The sequence below is a fragment of the Caballeronia sp. RCC_10 genome (assembly GCF_041360715.1).
Classification (GTDB): Bacteria; Pseudomonadota; Gammaproteobacteria; order Burkholderiales; family Burkholderiaceae; genus Caballeronia; species Caballeronia grimmiae.
This window is the reverse complement of the sequence record NZ_JBFUPT010000019.1, coordinates 22446-39664: the sequence shown is the minus strand read 5'-3', so window position 1 is coordinate 39664 and position 17219 is coordinate 22446. Positions and strand designations below refer to the sequence as shown.

General features: G+C 63.9%; 16 protein-coding genes. 11 read left to right on the top strand and 5 right to left on the bottom strand.

Features of this window, described 5'->3' with window-relative positions; translation table 11 throughout:
- Positions 1-165: 165 nt before the first annotated feature.
- A complete protein-coding gene (locus tag AB6804_RS24895) occupies positions 166-1038 on the bottom strand; it encodes an endonuclease/exonuclease/phosphatase family protein (protein WP_370888716.1) in 873 nt (290 codons plus the stop codon).
- Positions 1039-1061: 23 nt separating this feature from the next.
- Here AB6804_RS24895 and AB6804_RS24890 point away from each other — a divergent pair, with 23 nt between their 5' ends.
- On the top strand, positions 1062-1667 hold the full coding sequence (locus tag AB6804_RS24890; protein WP_370888715.1) for a DUF4019 domain-containing protein: 606 nt from the start codon (positions 1062-1064) through the stop codon (positions 1665-1667).
- A 22-nt stretch (positions 1668-1689) separates the two neighbouring features.
- Here AB6804_RS24890 and AB6804_RS24885 read toward each other — a convergent pair whose 3' ends face one another.
- Complete coding sequence (locus AB6804_RS24885) at positions 1690-1995, bottom strand: high-potential iron-sulfur protein (protein WP_370888714.1); 306 nt, start codon at positions 1993-1995, stop codon at positions 1690-1692.
- Positions 1996-2335: 340 nt separating this feature from the next.
- Between AB6804_RS24885 and AB6804_RS24880 the strand changes: the two genes are divergently transcribed.
- The 5 genes from AB6804_RS24880 to AB6804_RS24860 are packed head-to-tail and all read left to right on the top strand — an operon-like array spanning position 2336 to position 7454.
- Entirely contained in the window at positions 2336-3637 is a 1302-nt protein-coding gene (locus AB6804_RS24880; protein ID WP_370888713.1) for a gallate dioxygenase, read from the top strand.
- 27 nt (positions 3638-3664) lie between these two features.
- Positions 3665-5014: an MFS transporter gene (locus AB6804_RS24875; protein WP_370888712.1), complete on the top strand. Its 1350-nt coding sequence runs from the start codon at positions 3665-3667 to the stop codon at positions 5012-5014.
- 12 nt (positions 5015-5026) lie between these two features.
- A complete protein-coding gene (locus AB6804_RS24870) occupies positions 5027-6052 on the top strand; it encodes an amidohydrolase family protein (RefSeq protein ID WP_370888711.1) in 1026 nt (341 codons plus the stop codon).
- A 2-nt stretch (positions 6053-6054) separates the two neighbouring features.
- Positions 6055-6738 carry a 4-carboxy-4-hydroxy-2-oxoadipate aldolase/oxaloacetate decarboxylase gene (ligK, locus tag AB6804_RS24865; protein ID WP_370888710.1) on the top strand — a complete coding sequence of 228 codons (684 nt, stop codon included), beginning with the start codon at positions 6055-6057 and terminating at the stop codon, positions 6736-6738.
- 14 nt (positions 6739-6752) lie between these two features.
- Complete coding sequence (locus AB6804_RS24860) at positions 6753-7454, top strand: substrate-binding domain-containing protein (RefSeq protein WP_370888709.1); 702 nt, start codon at positions 6753-6755, stop codon at positions 7452-7454.
- Between the two features lie 4 nt (positions 7455-7458).
- Here the strand turns inward: AB6804_RS24860 and AB6804_RS24855 are convergent, their stop codons facing one another.
- Positions 7459-8997: a methyl-accepting chemotaxis protein gene (locus AB6804_RS24855; RefSeq protein ID WP_370888708.1), complete on the bottom strand. Its 1539-nt coding sequence runs from the start codon at positions 8995-8997 to the stop codon at positions 7459-7461.
- A 159-nt stretch (positions 8998-9156) separates the two neighbouring features.
- On the bottom strand, positions 9157-9918 hold the full coding sequence (locus AB6804_RS24850; protein WP_370888707.1) for a DUF899 domain-containing protein: 762 nt from the start codon (positions 9916-9918) through the stop codon (positions 9157-9159).
- 105 nt (positions 9919-10023) lie between these two features.
- Between AB6804_RS24850 and AB6804_RS24845 the strand changes: the two genes are divergently transcribed.
- The 3 genes from AB6804_RS24845 to AB6804_RS24835 all read left to right on the top strand — a co-directional run bounded on the left by AB6804_RS24845 (position 10024) and on the right by AB6804_RS24835 (position 14286).
- Positions 10024-11244, top strand: coding sequence for a helix-turn-helix domain-containing protein (locus AB6804_RS24845; RefSeq protein ID WP_370888706.1), 1221 nt, complete (start codon positions 10024-10026; stop codon positions 11242-11244).
- A 45-nt stretch (positions 11245-11289) separates the two neighbouring features.
- On the top strand, positions 11290-11925 hold the full coding sequence (locus AB6804_RS24840) for a DUF5074 domain-containing protein (protein ID WP_370888705.1): 636 nt from the start codon (positions 11290-11292) through the stop codon (positions 11923-11925).
- Positions 11926-12012: 87 nt separating this feature from the next.
- On the top strand, positions 12013-14286 hold the full coding sequence (locus AB6804_RS24835; protein WP_370888704.1) for a putative bifunctional diguanylate cyclase/phosphodiesterase: 2274 nt from the start codon (positions 12013-12015) through the stop codon (positions 14284-14286).
- A gap of 4 nt (positions 14287-14290) precedes the next feature.
- Here AB6804_RS24835 and AB6804_RS24830 read toward each other — a convergent pair whose 3' ends face one another.
- Positions 14291-15772: a SulP family inorganic anion transporter gene (locus AB6804_RS24830; RefSeq protein WP_370888703.1), complete on the bottom strand. Its 1482-nt coding sequence runs from the start codon at positions 15770-15772 to the stop codon at positions 14291-14293.
- 334 nt (positions 15773-16106) lie between these two features.
- On the opposite strand from AB6804_RS24830, the gene AB6804_RS24825 reads away from it, so the two are divergent.
- Together AB6804_RS24825 and AB6804_RS24820 are read left to right on the top strand one after the other, a co-directional pair.
- Positions 16107-16724: a CsgE family curli-type amyloid fiber assembly protein gene (locus AB6804_RS24825; protein ID WP_370888702.1), complete on the top strand. Its 618-nt coding sequence runs from the start codon at positions 16107-16109 to the stop codon at positions 16722-16724.
- A 35-nt stretch (positions 16725-16759) separates the two neighbouring features.
- Positions 16760-17212, top strand: a complete 453-nt coding sequence (locus tag AB6804_RS24820; RefSeq protein ID WP_035960125.1) for a curli assembly protein CsgF — start codon at positions 16760-16762, stop codon at positions 17210-17212.
- Positions 17213-17219 lie beyond the last annotated feature (7 nt).

The following is a 17219-nucleotide window of genomic DNA, read 5'->3' as shown; positions in this document are numbered from 1 at the left end:
CGCTTGCGCGGCCGGAAGGAGGGTGCGTCGGTCAGCTTCGAGACTACGAGTCTTTTCTTAATCGGGGCTTAAGCGTGGTCGACGTGATGTCTCGCTTCGCGAGCGGGCGGGTGAGGCACACGTATCAGCGAATTGAAAGAGAGGCGCTAGTGCAAGCCTGCCGCGCTAACGCAGCTCCAGGCACATCGGCTGATGATCCGACGACTGGCTTTTCTGATCGACGTCGCATCTGGCGATACGTGACTTGAGATCCTCGGTGACGAAGACGAAGTCGCACGCGAACGGACCATCCTGCCACTGCTCGTGATCATAGAGGCCGACGGTCGCGGCGCGCGGCTCGTCGGGATGCGCGCAGGTCCAGGCATCGACGAAGGCGGGCGCATCGGCGATAGGTTCCAGCATCGCGCGATACGCCGAGCCTTCGAACGCGCTGTTGAAGTCGCCGCAGATGATCGCCGACATCGGGCGAGCGGTATCCCCGAACGGGCTCGCCTGCTTCTCCGGCTTCGACGGCCGGCGCGCATGCTCGCACGCCTCTCGATGCAGCTCGCGCAGCCGCGCGGCTTGCGCAAGACGCTGCGCTTCCGAATAGAACTCAAGATGCGTGCTGATGATGCGCACCGGGCCGACGTCCGTTTCGATGACCGCTTCGAGCGCGATCCGCAGCATCGACGGCTTCGGGGGATCGGCGGGCCATGGAAGCGAATGACGCAATATCTGGCGCACCGGCAGACGGCTGACGATCGCGTTGCCGAACTGCCGCCGCGCGATGCCTGCGCCAAGCGGCGGCAGATCCGAGCCTATCCCGTCGATGACGGTCGCGCCGGGCATCAGTTGCGCCAGTTCCGCGAACTGATCGGCGCTCGGGCGGCCTGCCAGCCCGCCGGCTTCTTCGCCCTCATGGAAGCCGCGTGTGACTTCCTGCAGGCAGAGCACGTCGAAGTCGCCGAACGCCTTCGCTTCGCTGACGATGCGTGTCAGATCGACGCGGCCATCCACGCCGCGTCCCCATTGCATGTTCCAGTCGACGAGTCGCATAGCTGTGTTCCTCGAGTGCAATCGTGAAGGACATCTGGATCCCGAAACTCAGTATTTCTGACTGTCTCGTAAAAGTGGGGCCTACATTCGGCGATGCCGGAAACACGTCATATCGGCATCATGAAAACGAATACAAAACTGCGGTTGAGCGGGATTTCACTGACGGCTCTACTCATGGCGCCAGCCATTACTGCCCATGCGCAGAAGACGCAACCAGCACCGCAGCAAAATCGGGCGCCGTCGCTTACGCGCGAACAGCAGGCGAGCCTCGACAAGCTGGATCAGCATATCGCGGAAGCGGCTACTGCGATCGTGAGAATGATCGATCAGAACAAGGCGGGGGAGTGTGGGACGGCTCGTCCGCTGTTGCGAAGAAGATCATCTCCCGCGAGGACTTCGCGAACAAGGTCACGCGCGACCGGGCGGCGCTCGGCACGCCGGGCATGCGCATGCCGTTGTGGGTCAGGCATCTTCAGTTCGACGGCACGGGCAACATGCCCGCCGGGTCGTTCATGAGCTGGCCTTCGATAACCCAGTTCGACCAGGCGCGGCAGTCGTCGCGCGAAAGCGTGACCTCCATGCTTCATCCGGACAGGCGGTGGCGGTTCGTCGGGTATTCCGTGCGGTAAGACCGAGAGTGGCCCGGCGGCTTCACATATTCGTGTACGACGCGCACCAGCCCCGCGCGGCCACCTGCTTATCCCCGAACAAGGTGCATCCGCCCCAGGCATCGGTGGATTTGCCCTGATAGAGCGAGCAATTCGCGCAGTTTTGATCCGCCGCGAAGTTCGGATACTTCACCTTGTCGACCTTCGCGGCATCTTCCTTGTAGCCGACGGCCATCGCCGCCGGATCGGCTTCGTCCAGATGCGGCGCATCCGCGTGCGCCCGGGCGAGCCACAGCGACGTGCCCGCGCCTATTGTCATCACCATGAAACTGCGGCGGGAAGTGTTCATATCGGGAAATGATCCGGTTGTCGTTTTCGTGAGGCTAGCGGAACGATACGCCTCCCCGCGCTTCGATGCATGTACGGCCGCCGCCCTTGCGTCCTTTTTGTCCGCCCATCTGTTTTGTTTATCGGCAATCTTCGCCGCCGATGCGCAGGCCGCGCCCGCAAAGCCGCCACAGGTCAGCGTGCGATCACTCCGGGCGTATCCGTTCATACGCCGCCTCATGGTTTACGCGCAGTACCGCGCCTTCGGTGCTCCCCTTATCGTCGCTTTCAGTTTTCGCAACGAACCGGGCCGCGTGCGGTCGACGAGCGCCTCATCGCCCGGACCTCACGGAGCACCTGATATGGCCCGCATCATCGGTGGCATTGCCGCCTCGCATACGCCCACCATTGGTTTCGCGTTCGACAAGAACAAACGCGACGATCCCGTGTGGGCGCCGATCTTCAAGAACTTCGCGCCGCTCGCGGACTGGATCGAAGCAAATCGCCCCGACGTCATCGTGACCATCTACAACGATCACGTCACGTCGTTCTTCTTCGATCACTACTCGGCGTTTTCACTCGGCGTCGGTCCCGAGTGGCGCGTGGCCGACGAAGGCGGCGGCGCGCGCGATCTTCCGCCGATCAAAGGGCATCCCGCGCTCGCCGCGCACATCGGCAATTCGCTGATGACCGACGAGTTCGACATGTCGTTCTTCCAGAACAAGCCGCTCGATCACGGCTGCTTCTCGCCGCTGTCGATGCTGTGCCCGCACAAGCCCGAGTGGCCCGTCAGGATCGTGCCGCTGCAAATGGGCGTGCTGCAACTTCCGGTGCCGAGCGCGCGACGCTTCTACAAGCTCGGAAAGGCGCTGCGCCGCGCGATCGAAAGCTATCCGGAGGACATCAAGGTCGCCATTCTTGCGACAGGCGGCCTCTCGCATCAGGTGCACGGCGAGCGCGCCGGTTTCAACAACACCGAATGGGACGCGCGTTTTCTCGATCTCTTCGAGCGCGATCCCGAACAACTCGCGGACATGACGCTGGCCGAGTATGCGGCGCTAGGCGGCTACGAAGGCGCGGAAGTGATCATGTGGCTGACGATGCGCGGCGCGTTGTCGTCGAATGTCGTGTGCAAGCATCGCAGCTACTACCTGCCTTCGATGGCCGGGATCGCGACCGCCATCTACGAAGGCGAGGACAGCGAGACGAAGCGCGCGATCATCGAGCGGCATCGCCAGCGCATGGCGGAACAACTGACCGATGTCGAGAAGCTCGACGGCACGTATCCGTTCAGCATCGAGATGGCGGTGCGTGCGTATCGCATCAACGACTACCTGCATCGCATGATCGAGCCCGCGCATCGCGAAGCGTTTAAGCAGGATCCCGAAGCAAGTTTCGAGGCGGCGGGCCTGAGCGACGAAGAGCGCGACATGATCCGCCGGCGCGACTGGCGCGCGATGCTGCATTACGGCGTGATCTTTTTCATGCTCGAAAAGCTCGGCGCGGTGACGGGCGTATCGAACCTGCACATCTACGCCGCAATGCGCGGCGAATCGCTCGAAGAATTCCAGCGGACCCGCAACGCACCCGGCGCGCTGTATTCGGTCGCGGGCAAAAGCGCGGACAAGCTTGACTGGGACAAGGCGGAGAAGGGCAAGCAATAAATAACACCTACAGGGACGGAGACACACATGACTAGCGGTAGAACCATCGACATCAAGAGCTTCATCGACGAGCGGCCGATTTCCGCTTACCAGTGGCTGCTGGTGGCGCTGTGCTTTCTCGTCGTCACCGCGGACGGCATGGATGTGGCCATCATGGGCTTCGTCGCGCCGTCGATCATCGCGGACTGGCATATCTCGCGGCCCGCGTTCGGCCTCGTGATGAGCGCGGCGCCTATCGGTCTCGTGATCGGGGCGCTGACGGCGGGGCCGGCATCGGATCGAATCGGCCGCAAGGGCGTGTTGATCGCATCGGTATTCCTGTTCGGCGTGTTCACCATCGCCACCGCGTTCACCACGTCGCCGATGAGCATGGCGATATTGCGTGTGCTGACCGGCATCGGCCTCGGCGCGGCCATGCCGAACACGACGACGCTGCTTTCCGAATACGCGCCGCAACGCAAGCGCGCGCTGCTGATCACGATCATGTTCACGGGCTTCAACCTCGGCTCCGCGTTGATCGGCTTCGTCGCGGGATGGCTGATTCCGGTGCATGGCTGGCGGTCGGTGCTGATCTTCGGCGGCGCATTGCCGCTCGCGCTGATCCCGCTGCAAATCTGGCTGCTGCCCGAATCCGCCCGGCTGCTTGCGGTGCGCGGCGCGACACAGGAGCGAATCGGGAAGGTGCTCGGCCGTGTATGCGGCGCACGCTTCAACGGCGACGAGACCTTCGTCTCGAACGAGCCGCCGCTGCCGACGAAGAAGCCTATCGGCGTGCTGTTCTCGCACGGCTATGGCGTGCTCACGGCCGCGTTGTGGGTCACCTATTTCATGGGCCTGCTCGTGATCTATCTGCTGACCGGCTGGCTGCCGACGTTGATGAAGGACGCGGGCCTGACGGTGACGGCGGCGGCCAACATCACGGCAATGTTCCAGATCGGCGGCACCATCGGCGCGATCATCGTCGGCTGGATCATGGACCGCGTGCGTCCCGCGCCGGTCATCAGCGCGGCATATCTCGGCGGAGCGGTGTGCGTGCTGGGGCTCGCGTGGATCGGCGCGTTGTCGTCGTCGCTCGCGGTGCTCGTCTTTGCCGCTGGATTCTGCATGAGCGGCGCGCAGACGGGGCTGAACGCATTTGCACCGAGCCGCTATCCGACGGTCGCGCGTGCAACCGGCGTGAGCTGGATGCTCGGCATGGGCCGCTTCGGCAGCATCTTCGGTTCGGCCTTCGGCGGCGCGCTGCTCGGTCTCGGCTGGCAGTTCGGCGCAATTCTCGCGATGCTCGCCGTTCCCGCGACGCTCGCCGCGATCGCCATTCTCGTTGCGCAGCGGGGCCGCGCGGAAGAACCCGCGCCCCAAACGACCGCTGCACATTAGTACGGAGTCAGGATGATCATCGACATACACGGCCATTACACGACCGCGCCCAAGGCGCTGGAGGCGTGGCGCAACCGGCAGATCGCCGGCATCAGGAACCCGTCGGAGATGCCGCGCGTATCGGAGCTGAATATCAGCGACGACGAACTGCGAGAGTCCATCGAAAGCAATCAGTTGCGGCTGATGCGCGAGCGCGGCCTCGATCTGACCATCTTCAGCCCGCGTGCGAGCTTCATGGCGCATCACATCGGCGACTTCGACGTGTCGAGCACGTGGGCCGCGATCTGCAACGAGCTATGCTATCGCGTGAGCCAGTTGTTTCCCGACCACTTCGTTGCGGCGGCGATGCTGCCGCAAAGCCCGGGCGTCGACGTGGCCATGTGCATTCCCGAACTCGTGAAGTGCGTGGAGCAATACGGCAATGTCGCGATCAACCTGAACCCGGACCCGTCGGGCGGGCACTGGACGAGCCCGCCGCTGTCGGACCGCTATTGGTACCCGATCTACGAGAAGATGGTCGAGTACGACATCCCCGCGATGGTCCACGTCAGCACCAGTTGCAATGCTTGTTTTCATACGACGGGCGCGCATTACCTGAATGCCGACACGACCGCGTTCATGCAGTGCCTGACGTCGGACGTGTTCCGCGATTTTCCAACGCTGCGCTTCGTGATTCCTCATGGCGGCGGCGCGGTGCCGTATCACTGGGGACGTTTCCGCGGCCTCGCGCAAGAGTTGAAAAAGCCCCTGCTGAAAGATCATTTGCTCAATAACGTGTTCTTCGATACGTGTGTCTATCATCAGCCGGGCATCGATCTGCTCACGCGCGTGATCCCCGTCGACAACATCCTGTTTGCAAGCGAGATGATTGGAGCGGTGCGCGGCATCGATCCGGAAACGGGCCACTATTTCGACGATACGAGGCGTTATATCGAAGCTGCTGAGATGCAGCCCGAAGCACGCCACAAGATTTACGAAGGCAACGCGCGCCGTGTGTATCCGCGGCTCGATGCGGCGCTCAAGGCAAAGGGACGATGAACATGTACGAACTTGGAGTGGTGTATCGCAACATCAATCGCGCCGATGGCGACGCGGCAACGAAGCTCGGCACGCTCGGCTCGGCGACGGTACACGAAGCGATGGGCCGCGTCGGCCTGATGAAGACGTACATGCGGCCCATCTATACGGGCGCGCAAGCCAGCGGCACAGCGGTGACGGTCCTGCTGCAACCGGGCGACAACTGGATGCTGCACGTTGCCGCTGAACAGATTCAGCCGGGCGATATCGTCGTGGCCGCGTGCACGACCGACAACACCGATGGCTTCTTCGGCGACCTGCTGGCGACGAGCTTCAAGGCGCGCGGAGCAAGGGCGCTGATCATCGACGGCGGCGTGCGCGACGTGCGCGTGCTCACGGAGATGAGCTTCCCGGTGTGGAGCCGGGCGATCTCCTCGAAGGGCACGGTAAAGGCGACGCTCGGCTCGGTCAACATTCCGGTGGTCTGCGCGGGTGCGCTGGTCACGCCTGGCGATGTCATCGTCGCGGACGATGACGGCGTCGTCGTGGTGCCGTCCGCATCGGCGCAAAACGTGCTGCAAGAAGCCGTGGCGCGCGAGGCGCTCGAGGAGGAGAAGCGCGCGAAGCTCGCAAGCGGCGTGCTCGGCCTCGACATGTACAGCATGCGTGAGCCGCTGGAACGCGCGGGCCTGCGTTACATCGACTGAAGCAGGCGCGTGCGATGAACGAGACACAGATGTGCATCACGGTCATATCGTCGATGGCCACGCGCCGGATCCTCAACGATCTCGCCGATGCGTACACGCGCAGCTTCGGACAGCCTGTCACGGTCGAATCGGTCGGGGGCGTGGAAGCGGCGCGTCGTGTGGAGGAGGGAGAGGCCTTCGATGTCGTCGTGCTGGCGGCCAACGCGATCAGCCGTCTCGTCGCAGCGGGACGCGTCGATGCGGCGAGCCGTGTCGGCATCGCGCGATCGGGCATTGCAGTGGCTGTTGCGGCGGGGGCGGCGCGTCCGTCGATTAACAGCGAAGCTGCCGTGCGCAACGCGGTGCTGAGCGCACGCAGCATCGGCTATTCGACCGGCCCCAGCGGCGCGCATCTGATGCGGCTCTTCGAACGATGGGGCATTGCAGAGACGATTCAACCGCGTATCGTGCAGGCGCCGCCGGGTGTCGGCGTCGGTGCGTTGATCGCGCGTGGCGAGGTCGAGCTGGGCTTTCAGCAAACGAGTGAACTGATCGGCGTCGATGGCGTCGCCGTGATCGGTTCATTGCCCGATGCGATCCAGACCATGACGGTCTTTGAAGGCGCGTTATGCGAGAACGCGCGAGCCGGGGAGGCCGCGCGTTCCTTGCTCGAGTTCATGCGCCATGCCGATGCGGATTCCGCGAAGCATCGTTACGGCATGGAAGCGGTCCGCTAAAGAGTCAGGCTTCCTGCAACCTGAACGTCTCCACTGCCGTGCGCAACGCCGCCGCCTGATCTTCCAGCGATTGCGCCGCCGCCGCCGCTTCTTCAACCAGCGCCGCGTTCTGCTGCGTGACTTCATCCATCTGCGTGACGGCGCGCGCAACCTGGTCGATGCCGCTGCTCTGTTCTTCCGATGCCGCCGCGATCTCGCCCATGATGTCCGTCACACGCTGCACCGCGCCGCTGATTTCGGTCATCGTGCGGCCCGCTTCATCGACGAGCGCGCTGCCCGACTGCACGCGTTCCACCGATGTATCGATCAGTTCCTTGATTTCCTTCGCCGCCGCCGACGAGCGTTGCGCAAGCGAGCGCACTTCGCCCGCGACGACTGCGAAGCCGCGTCCTTCTTCGCCGGCACGCGCTGCTTCGACCGCGGCATTCAGCGCGAGAATGTTGGTCTGAAACGCGATGCCTTCGATGATCGTGATGATGTCCGCGATCTTCGCCGAGCTTTGGTTGATCTCCCCCATCGTCGTCACCACTTGCGACACGACATGGCTGCCCTTGCCCGCAATCTCCGATGCGTTCGCCGCGAGCGCGCTTGCCTGCCGTGCGTTGTCGGCGTTCTGCTTCACGGTGCCCGTGAGCTGATCCATGCTCGACGCCGTTTGCTGCAGCGCCGATGCCTGTTCTTCAGTACGCGATGACAGATCGATGTTGCCCGCCGCGATCTGCTTCGTCGCCGATGCAATCGATTCGCTTCCCGAACGAACCGAACGAACGGTTTCGATGAGGCTCGACTGCATCGTCGAAAGGCCGCGCAGCAATTGGCCCATTTCGTCGTTCGAGGTCACGTTCACATGGCGGCGCAAGTCGCCCGATGCGATCGCGGTGAACTGCGTGAGCGCCGCATCGAGCGGACGTGCGATCCGTCGACTGAGCGAGACCCACGAATAGACGGCCGCCGCGACGCCAATCAACATTGCAGCGATGCTCGCGATGCGGAACGTGTCGTACTGCGCCTGTCCCGCGGCGAAGGCGCTCTGCGCCTGTTCGAATTGCAGCTTGCGCAGCGTAGCGCCCGTCTTCGCCAGTTCGTTAAACGCGGCCTGCATGGCGCTCGCATCCGCGACGATCTTTGCCTGATCCTTCGCGCGGACGTCCGCGTATCCCTGATCCAGGAGCTTGTACATATTGTTGCGCTGAGCGTTGAACTGGTCAGCGAGCGCTTTCTCATCCGCTTCCTGCGGCACCGCGGCGTAGCTCGTCCAGGCATCGTCGGAGGTCTTGCGCATCAGCGAGCCGCGTGCAATGGCGTCTTCCGCTGCGCTCGTGCCGACGTTAAGCGCGGCGCGGTCGAAGCACAGACGCTCGCGCGCCACGAACATTTCCGCGTTGCCCAACGAAACCGCGCCCGGCATCTGATTGGTGAAGAGTTCGTGCGTCAGCGCATTGGAGCGCGTCATACCGATCAGCCCGACGATACCAATCGCAATCAGAAGCGCGCTCAGCAGCGACATGGCCAACGCCAGCCGGCCCTTGATAGTCGAAAACATGTCTTCCCCACAGTGGCTGCATCGCGTCGTTCCCGCGCCGGCTGCGATGCTGCGCCGGGCGTGGGCCGAGAAAATCCATCGGATTCCATAGATAACGACGACCGCGCCACGCTCTTTAGTCGAGGAAAACACTTATTTCAAGAAGCGCACGATCGATCGTCATTTCGGGTATTCGTCATGGCGCTTCCACCAGTTGCCGGTTTCATTGCGGCCCTTCGGCGCGCGATCGAGCGATTGATACATGCCCCAAAGCGCGTCGAGGCCGCGCGCATAAGCGGAGTACGTGTGATAGATGACGCCGTCTTCGAACGCGAACGCGCTCATGCCGGGACGATCCCGCGTGAAGCTCGGCGCATCGGTGCCGCAGTCGGCGGCGAATGCCTTGACGGGCTCCGGCGCGTCCTTCATGTCCATCGCGTGTTCGCCGCGTGCGTAGTTGTATTCGATATCGCCGGTGCGCTGCTGCGCTTCCGTGAACGATACGTTGAAGTCGTAGTTGAACTCGCCGTCATGCGCGGATGCCCACGGGAACGTCCATTCCATGCGCCGCTTATAGGCCGCAAGTTTGTCGATCGGCGCACGCGATACCGCCCACAGCGCGACATCGTGATGCGCGAGGTGAGTCGCGAAGCCATCGAAGCTGTCCGCGATCGACGAGCACGACGGGCATCCCGCACTCCAGTCAGGCCCGAACATGAAGTGATACACCAGCAGTTGCGAACGGCCGCCGAAGAGATCGGCGAGCGTCGCATCGCCTGCTTCGGTGTCGAAGCGATATCGCGTGTCCACACGAACCCACGGCAAGCGTTGCCGTTGCTGCGCGAGTTCATCGCTTCGCCGCGTGAGTTCTTTCTCCGCCTTCAGCAGATCGAGCCGCGCGGCAAGCCAGTCGTCGCGTGTTCCGGTAGTGTGCGTCGTCATGTTTCCCGCCTCCTTGTGCGCCGGTTGAAAGATCGTCGCAATGCATGGTGTTAGATTACTGCGGGGCATCCGGAGCGGGGGAGTGACAAGCGTGGCGCGATTCGCATGGACTCGTTGATTACCGCGGCGGCGCGCGCGCTCGCGGCCGGTGATCCGCTCGGCGCGCTGAATCGCGTCGCGTGGCGCAGCGATGCGCCTGCGCTCGCGTTGCGCGGCATCGCGATGGCGCAGCTCGGCGATTTCGCCCGCGCGAAGGCGCTCGTCAAAAGCGCGGCGCGTGCCTTTGGCGCGAAGGAAGCGGTCGCGCGTGCGCGATGCATCGTCGCGGAAGCGGAGATCGCGCTCGCATCGCGCGAGCTTGCGTGGCCCGCGAAGGCGCTCGATCATGCACGCGCGACCCTCGACGCTCACGGCGATCACCTCAACGCGGCCCATGCGCGCACGCTCGAAGTGCGGCGCGCGTTGCTCATCGGACGCATCGATGAAGCGGAGCGCATGCTCGGCGCGATTGATTCAGCGACGCTGCCGCCTGCATCACTCGCTGCGCATGAACTGATGGCGGCGGGCATCGCCATGCGCCGCGTGCGGACGAAAGCCGCGCGCATCGCGCTTGCCCGTGCAAGCGATGCCGCACGCGCTGCCGGCATTCCCGCGCTCATCGCGGAAGTCGAAACCGCGCGGCAGAGCCTCGACGCGCCCGCCGCGCGCATCATCGAGCAGGGTTCGGCACGGCTTCTCGCGCTCGATGAAGTCGAAACGTTGTTCGCCTCCGATGCGCTCGTGATCGATGCCTGCCGCAACGTCGTTCGCGATGCTCATACGCTCGTCTCGCTGACGAGGCGTCCCGTGCTCTTCATGCTGGCGCGCATGCTTGCGGAAGCATGGCCGTCCGACACGCCGCGCGACGTCCTCATCGCGCGCGCGTTTCGCATCCGGCGTGCGGACGAGACGCATCGTGCGCGGCTGCGCGTCGAGATGGGCCGTCTGCGCGCGATGTTGCGCCCGCTCGCCGATGTGCATGCCACACGCGATGGCTACACGCTCGCGCCACGGAATGCACATACCGTTGCGGTGCTAGCGCGCCCGGTCGACGACGATCACGCATCGCTCCTGGCCTGTCTCGCCGATGGTCAGTCGTGGTCCAGCTCCGCGCTTGCGCTCGCGCTCAACGCAAGCCAGCGCACGGTGCAGCGTGCGCTCGATGGCCTGGCGTCGGCGGGGAAGGTGCAATCGTTCGGGCGCGGACGCGCGCGCCGCTGGATGACGCCGCCGATGCCGGGATTCGCGACGGCCTTGTTACTCCCCGCCGATCTCGCGAGCGGCTAGGATCGACTCATGCATCGACCCGATGCAACGAGCGAGGACAGACACATGAAACATGCGAAAGCAGAAATCATCCGTGAATATGGACCTTTTCCGGATGTCGAGGCGGTGCACGGCCTGACCTACGACGGACACGCGGTGTGGTTCGCCGCCGGCGACACGCTCAACGCGCTCGATCCGGAAAGCGGCGAATTGCAACGCAAAATCGACGTGCCGGCGCATGCGGGCACCGCGTTCGACGGCGAGCATCTGTACCAGATCGCGGAGGACCGCATCCAGAAGATCGATCCACGCACGGGCCGCGTGATCGCGACGATTCCGGCGCCCGGTGGCGGCGCGGACTCGGGTCTCGCGTGGGGCGAGGGCGCGCTGTGGGTCGGGCAGTATCGCGAGCGCCGCATTCACCAGATCGACCCTGAGAACGACGAGATATTGCGCACGATCGAATCGAACCGCTTCGTCACGGGCGTGTCGTGGGTGGACGGCGAACTCTGGCACGCCACGTGGGAAGGCGACGAGAGCGAGCTGAGGCGCATCGATGCGCAAACCGGCGATGTCATCGAGCGGCTTGAAATGCCGGAGGGCGTCACGGTATCGGGCCTCGAATCGGACGGTGCGGACCGGTTCTTTTGCGGCGGTGGCCGCACAGGCAAGGTGCGGGCGGTGCGCAAGCCGAAGGCATGAGCACGCTCGCCGACTCAAGACTTTCCGATTTGCGCCGTTAAGGAGCCAGGCGCATCACGTACGGTCACGTCGGAAAGGAACAAAGCGGTGCAGGAAAGAGCGAGCGATTTTCTCGGGACGATCGATGAAACCGTCGCCCGGCGATTTCCCTATGTCGAGTGCATGCGTCGCTTCGATGCGTTCGCGCTGGCGATGCTCGGCGTCGCGCTCGTCGTGGCGATGACGCCGTTCCTGCCGCTGCCGTGGAACGTGCTGCTCGGCGCGGCCGCGGTCGGTGCGTTGACCGTCATTCGTCTGATGTTGCAGTGGCGGCGGCAGATATTCGTCGCGCGACAGCTTTCCAACGGACTGCTTTCCATCGCGGAAGACTGTCTGAAGCTGCTCGATCTCGAAGGCCGCGTCGTATGCATTTCCGATGTCGGCCGCAAGCTGATCGATGCGGATTGCGCGGACGAAGTCGTCGGCGTCGACTGGATAGCCTTGTGGGACGGCCCTGATGCGCGCGATGCGTTCGAACGTGCGAAGGCGGGCGCATCGACGTCGTTCTCCGGCTCGTGCCGCACGATGACCGGCGCGCTCAAATGGTGGACGTCGAGCTTCGCGCCCGTGCACGGCGAAGCGGGCCGCGTGGTGTCGGTGCTGTGCAAGTCGCGCGACATCACGGCGGAAGTCGCGCTCATCGAAGAACTGCGCGGCAATGCGCGCGTGCAGAAAGACATGGAAGATCATGTCGACGCCGTGTTCTGGACCACGACACACGACTTCCGCGAACTGCTGCATGTCAGTTCCGCGTTCGAACGCATGTGGGAAATGCCGGTGGCCGCGCTCGAAACCGACAAGACCGCCTGGATGCAGCGTGTGCACGCAGACGATCTGCCCAGCCTGCGAAACAAGATGCGCGAAGCGGTGAACACGGGCGCGCCTTCGCAAAGCTATTTCCGTCTTTGTCTGTCCGGCGAGCGCACGCGCTGGGTGCGCGCGGACATCTATCCGGTGAACGAAGACGGCGCGGTGTCGCGTGTCGTGAGCGTATGCGTCGATGCCACCGAGGAGCGCATGCGTCTTCAGGAGCTGCATCGGCTCGCGAATACCGACAGCCTCACGGGCCTGCGCAATCGCAACGCGATGACCGATGCGCTGGTCGAGCGCTGCGCATCCGGCGAGCCGTTCGCGTATCTGTTCATCGATATCGACCGCTTCAAATCCATCAACGATACCGCCGGCCACGATGCGGGCGACGCCGTGCTCAAGGCGATCGCGCGACGCATCGCCGATGCGATGCCGGAAGGCGCGGTCGCGGCGCGTCCTGGTGGCGACGAGTTCACCGTGATCCTGCCTGGCCGCTTCGATCAGCAGCGCATCGAGCGCGCATGCAGGCGGCTTGCGCTCGCCTGTCACCGGCCGATCAAGCTGGGTTGCCGCACGGTTACGATGACATGCTCGACCGGCGTGGCGCTCTATCCGGATCATGGCGGCACGCCCGAGGATCTGTTCATCAGCGCGGATATGGCGATGTACGCCGCGAAGCGCGCGGGCCGCAATGCGTTTCGCGTGTTCGGCGAAAGCGAGAAGGGCGATCTCGCGCGCGCGCACCTTGAATCCGAACTGCATGACGCCATACGCGCCAATCAGTTCCTGCTGCACTATCAGCCGCAGTATCGCGTGGATACGGGCGCGCTCGCCGGTGTGGAGGCGCTGTTGCGCTGGAACCATCCACAGCTTGGGCTGATAGCGCCGGGAGAGTTCGTGCCGGTGCTGGAGGAGAGCGGATTGATCGTCGAAGCGGGACACTGGATCATTCGCGAAGCCGTGCAGGCGGCCGCACGCCTCGCCGCAGCGGCGCCCGATGTGCGTTCGGTCGCCGTGAACGTGTCGCCGAAGCAGTTTCGCGATCCGCGTCTCGTGTCGGTGCTGATGCACGCAATGAAGCGAAGCGGCGTCGACGCGGACCGCATCACGCTGGAAATTACGGAATCCGCATTAATCGATAACGTCGACGATGCACAGGACGTGCTCGCGAGAATACGCGAGATGGGCGTGCGTATCGCCATCGACGATTTCGGCACGGGCTATTCGAGCCTCAGTTATCTCGCGCGTTTCCGGCCGGATGTGCTGAAGCTCGACAAGTCGTTCGTCGACAACATCGCCACCGACCCGATGATGCGAACGGTCGTCGAAGGCGTGATCGGTCTCGCGCACAAGCTCGGCGTGACTGTCGTGGCCGAAGGCGTCGAGACGCCGGAGCAACTCGAGCACCTGAAAGACGCGCGTTGCGACAAGATGCAGGGCTTCCTGCGCGCGCGGCCCGTGGCGCTCGATGCGTTGATGGACGACGTTGCGTGCGCTGAAAGTTCAGCGTGATCGCTCAGTGCGACGGCTCGTAATGCGTGCCCGTCGCCTTGTCGTGCGTGGCGTATTTCTCGATCATCGTCGCACTGGCGCGATTCAATCCCGCGATATCCACCGCTATGCCGTTGCGCCGGAACTTGTGAACGATGCGATCGAGCGCATCGATCGCCGTAATGTCCCAGAAGTGTGCGTGCGACAGATCGAGCCGCACCGAGCGCACCGGCTCCCTGAAATCGAACTCGCCAACGAACGCTTCCGACGAGGCGAAGAACACCTGCCCGCGCACCACGTAGCGGCGTTCGCTTGCCGCCCGATCCAGCGTCGATTCGACGACCAGCACCTGCCGCACCTTCGACGTGAAGAAGAGCGCGCTCAACAGCACGCCGACGAACACGCCCATGGCGAGATTGCCTGTCGCGACCACCACGACGACCGTCGCGAGCATCACCGCTGACGAACTTTTCGGATGCGTGCGCAGGTTCGCAATAGAGCGCCAGCTGAACGTGCTGATCGACACCATGATCATCACCGCGACGAGCGCGGCCATCGGAATCTGCCTGACCCACGGCCCGAGGAACACGACGAGCACGAGCAGCAGCGCGCCCGCGATGAAGGTCGACAAGCGCCCGCGTCCACCCGATTTCATGTTGATGACCGTCTGGCCGATCATCGCGCAGCCGGGCATGCCGCCGAGAAAGCCCGCGGCGATGTTCGCGCAGCCCTGGCCGCGGCATTCGCGATTCTTGTCGCTGGGCGTATCGGTGTAGTCGTCGACGATGGCGGCCGTCATCAGCGATTCGAGCAGGCCCACCAGCGCGATCGCCACCGAGTACGGGAAGACGATGCGCAGCGTGTCGAACGAGAACGGCACCTGCGGCAGCGCGAAGAACGGCAAGCGGTCCGGGAACGCGCCCATGTCGCCTACGGTGCGCAATTGCAGATGCAGGGCCATCGCAATCGCGGTCAATACGATGATGCATACGAGCGGCGACGGTATCGCCGTCGTCACGCGCGGCAGCAGGTAGATGATGGCGAGGCCGCCGGCGACCATCGCATAGACGTACCACGGCGCGTCCTGCAATTGCGGCAATTGCGCGAGAAAGATCAGGATGGCAAGCGCGTTGACGAAGCCGGTAATGACCGAGCGCGACACGAAGCGCATCAGCGCGCCAAGCTTCAGCACGCCCGCGCCGATCTGCAGGACGCCCGCAAGAATGCCCGCTGCCAGCACGTATTCAACGCCGTGCGCCTTCACGAGCGATGACAGCAGCAGCGCGACCGCGCCCGTCGCCGCCGAGATCATGCCGGGCCGCCCGCCTGCAAAGGCGGACACGATTGCAATGACCGACGCGGCATACCGCCCGACTTTCGGGTCGACCCCCGCGATGATCGAGAAAGCCAGCGCTTCGGGAATCAGCGCGAGCGCGACGACGATGCCAGCGAGCACGTCGCCGCGCATATTCGAGAACCATTCCTCGCGCAGCGTGTGAGTTTTCATAGGGGTGAGTTCGGTGAAGCGGCCGGTGCGCAAGGGAAAAGCAAAGGCGACGCAATTTTAACCGATCGGTGCAAACCCTCATTCGAGCGGCGCCCGGCCGCCGCAAACGTTTCCTTTCGATGCGCATGCAGCCACATTTCGCTTCTCTCTGCTTTTCGTCAGTCGAATGTGGCGCTTCCAACATAGAGACGGTTCAATCTTCAGCACAATCCAATCCGTCTAACGAATAAAGCAAAACACAGAACGCCCGAAGGCAGCACCATAGCGGCCAAGGGCATACGGGGAAGTCATGCAGCGAGTGAAAGCAATGCGCCCGAGAAGGTGCGCGATCGCAGTGTGCATCATCGCAATACCGGCTTTCGTATCCGGCGCATACGCTCAGGACGCCGAAGCACCGTCGGCATCTCATGCGGATGCCGGCAGTCAGGCGCAACCGCTGATCTCGCTGCCGACTACGCCGACGCCGAGCCCGGTCGCGCGCACCGCGCCGTTGCCCGCAGCGAACGGTGCGCCGCTGTCGTCGCGCGGCACGGTCAACGCATCGGAATCGCTGGAAAAGAGCGAAACGCTCGCTGGCACGCCGCGCGCCCGTACCGCCGACATCAACGGCCAGAAGCCGCTCGACGACGCGCTCGGCGGCGTGGTCACGACGGACACGGTCACGCTAGCCGGCCAGGACTTCTATAGCTGGTTTGCACAGGCCTGGACCGCGATTCCGCTTTCCGACCGATACATCGTGTCGGTGCACGAGCGTCCTTCGGCGCGTTACGGCAGTCTCGTCTGGGTGGAGTTCGGTCAGCGCCGCGTGTTTCAGGCGTTCCTGCCGATCGCCCGCGCGAACGTGCGGCCCGTTGCGGAGAACGCGGCGCAAGTCGCCTTCCAGAACGTCATGCAGGCGGACCTGACGCGCCTGCTCTTCCGCGACGCCGACATGGCGACGGACGAACTCTAATAAGAAGCAGCACGGCCAAAACTACGGGGAACACGATGAAAACGAATGCGCTTGTCCGCAGCGCGGTGATCGCCTGCGCGCTCACGTCGACGCTCTTCATGCCGCTTACCGATGCACATGCAACCGCGCTCGTCTACGAGCCGGTGAATCCCAACTTCGGCGGCAATCCGCTCAACGGGCCGAACCTGCTCAATGAAGCGAATGCGCAGAACAAGTACAAGGACCCGTCGCTGTCGGATCTCGGCACGGGCAGCCAGTCCACGCTCGACCAGTTCAACACGCAGTTGCAGCAAGCGATCCTCTCGCGCGTGGCGTCGTCGATCTCGAGTTCCATCGTCGGGGCGGACGGCACGCTGCATCCGGGCACGATCAACACGGGCAACTTTTCGATCGCGATCACCTCGGTGACGGGCGGCAATCTGCAAGTCACGACGACCGACAAGACCACGGGCGCGTCGACGACTTTCGTCGTCGGCAATGGCCAGTAACGCGAGC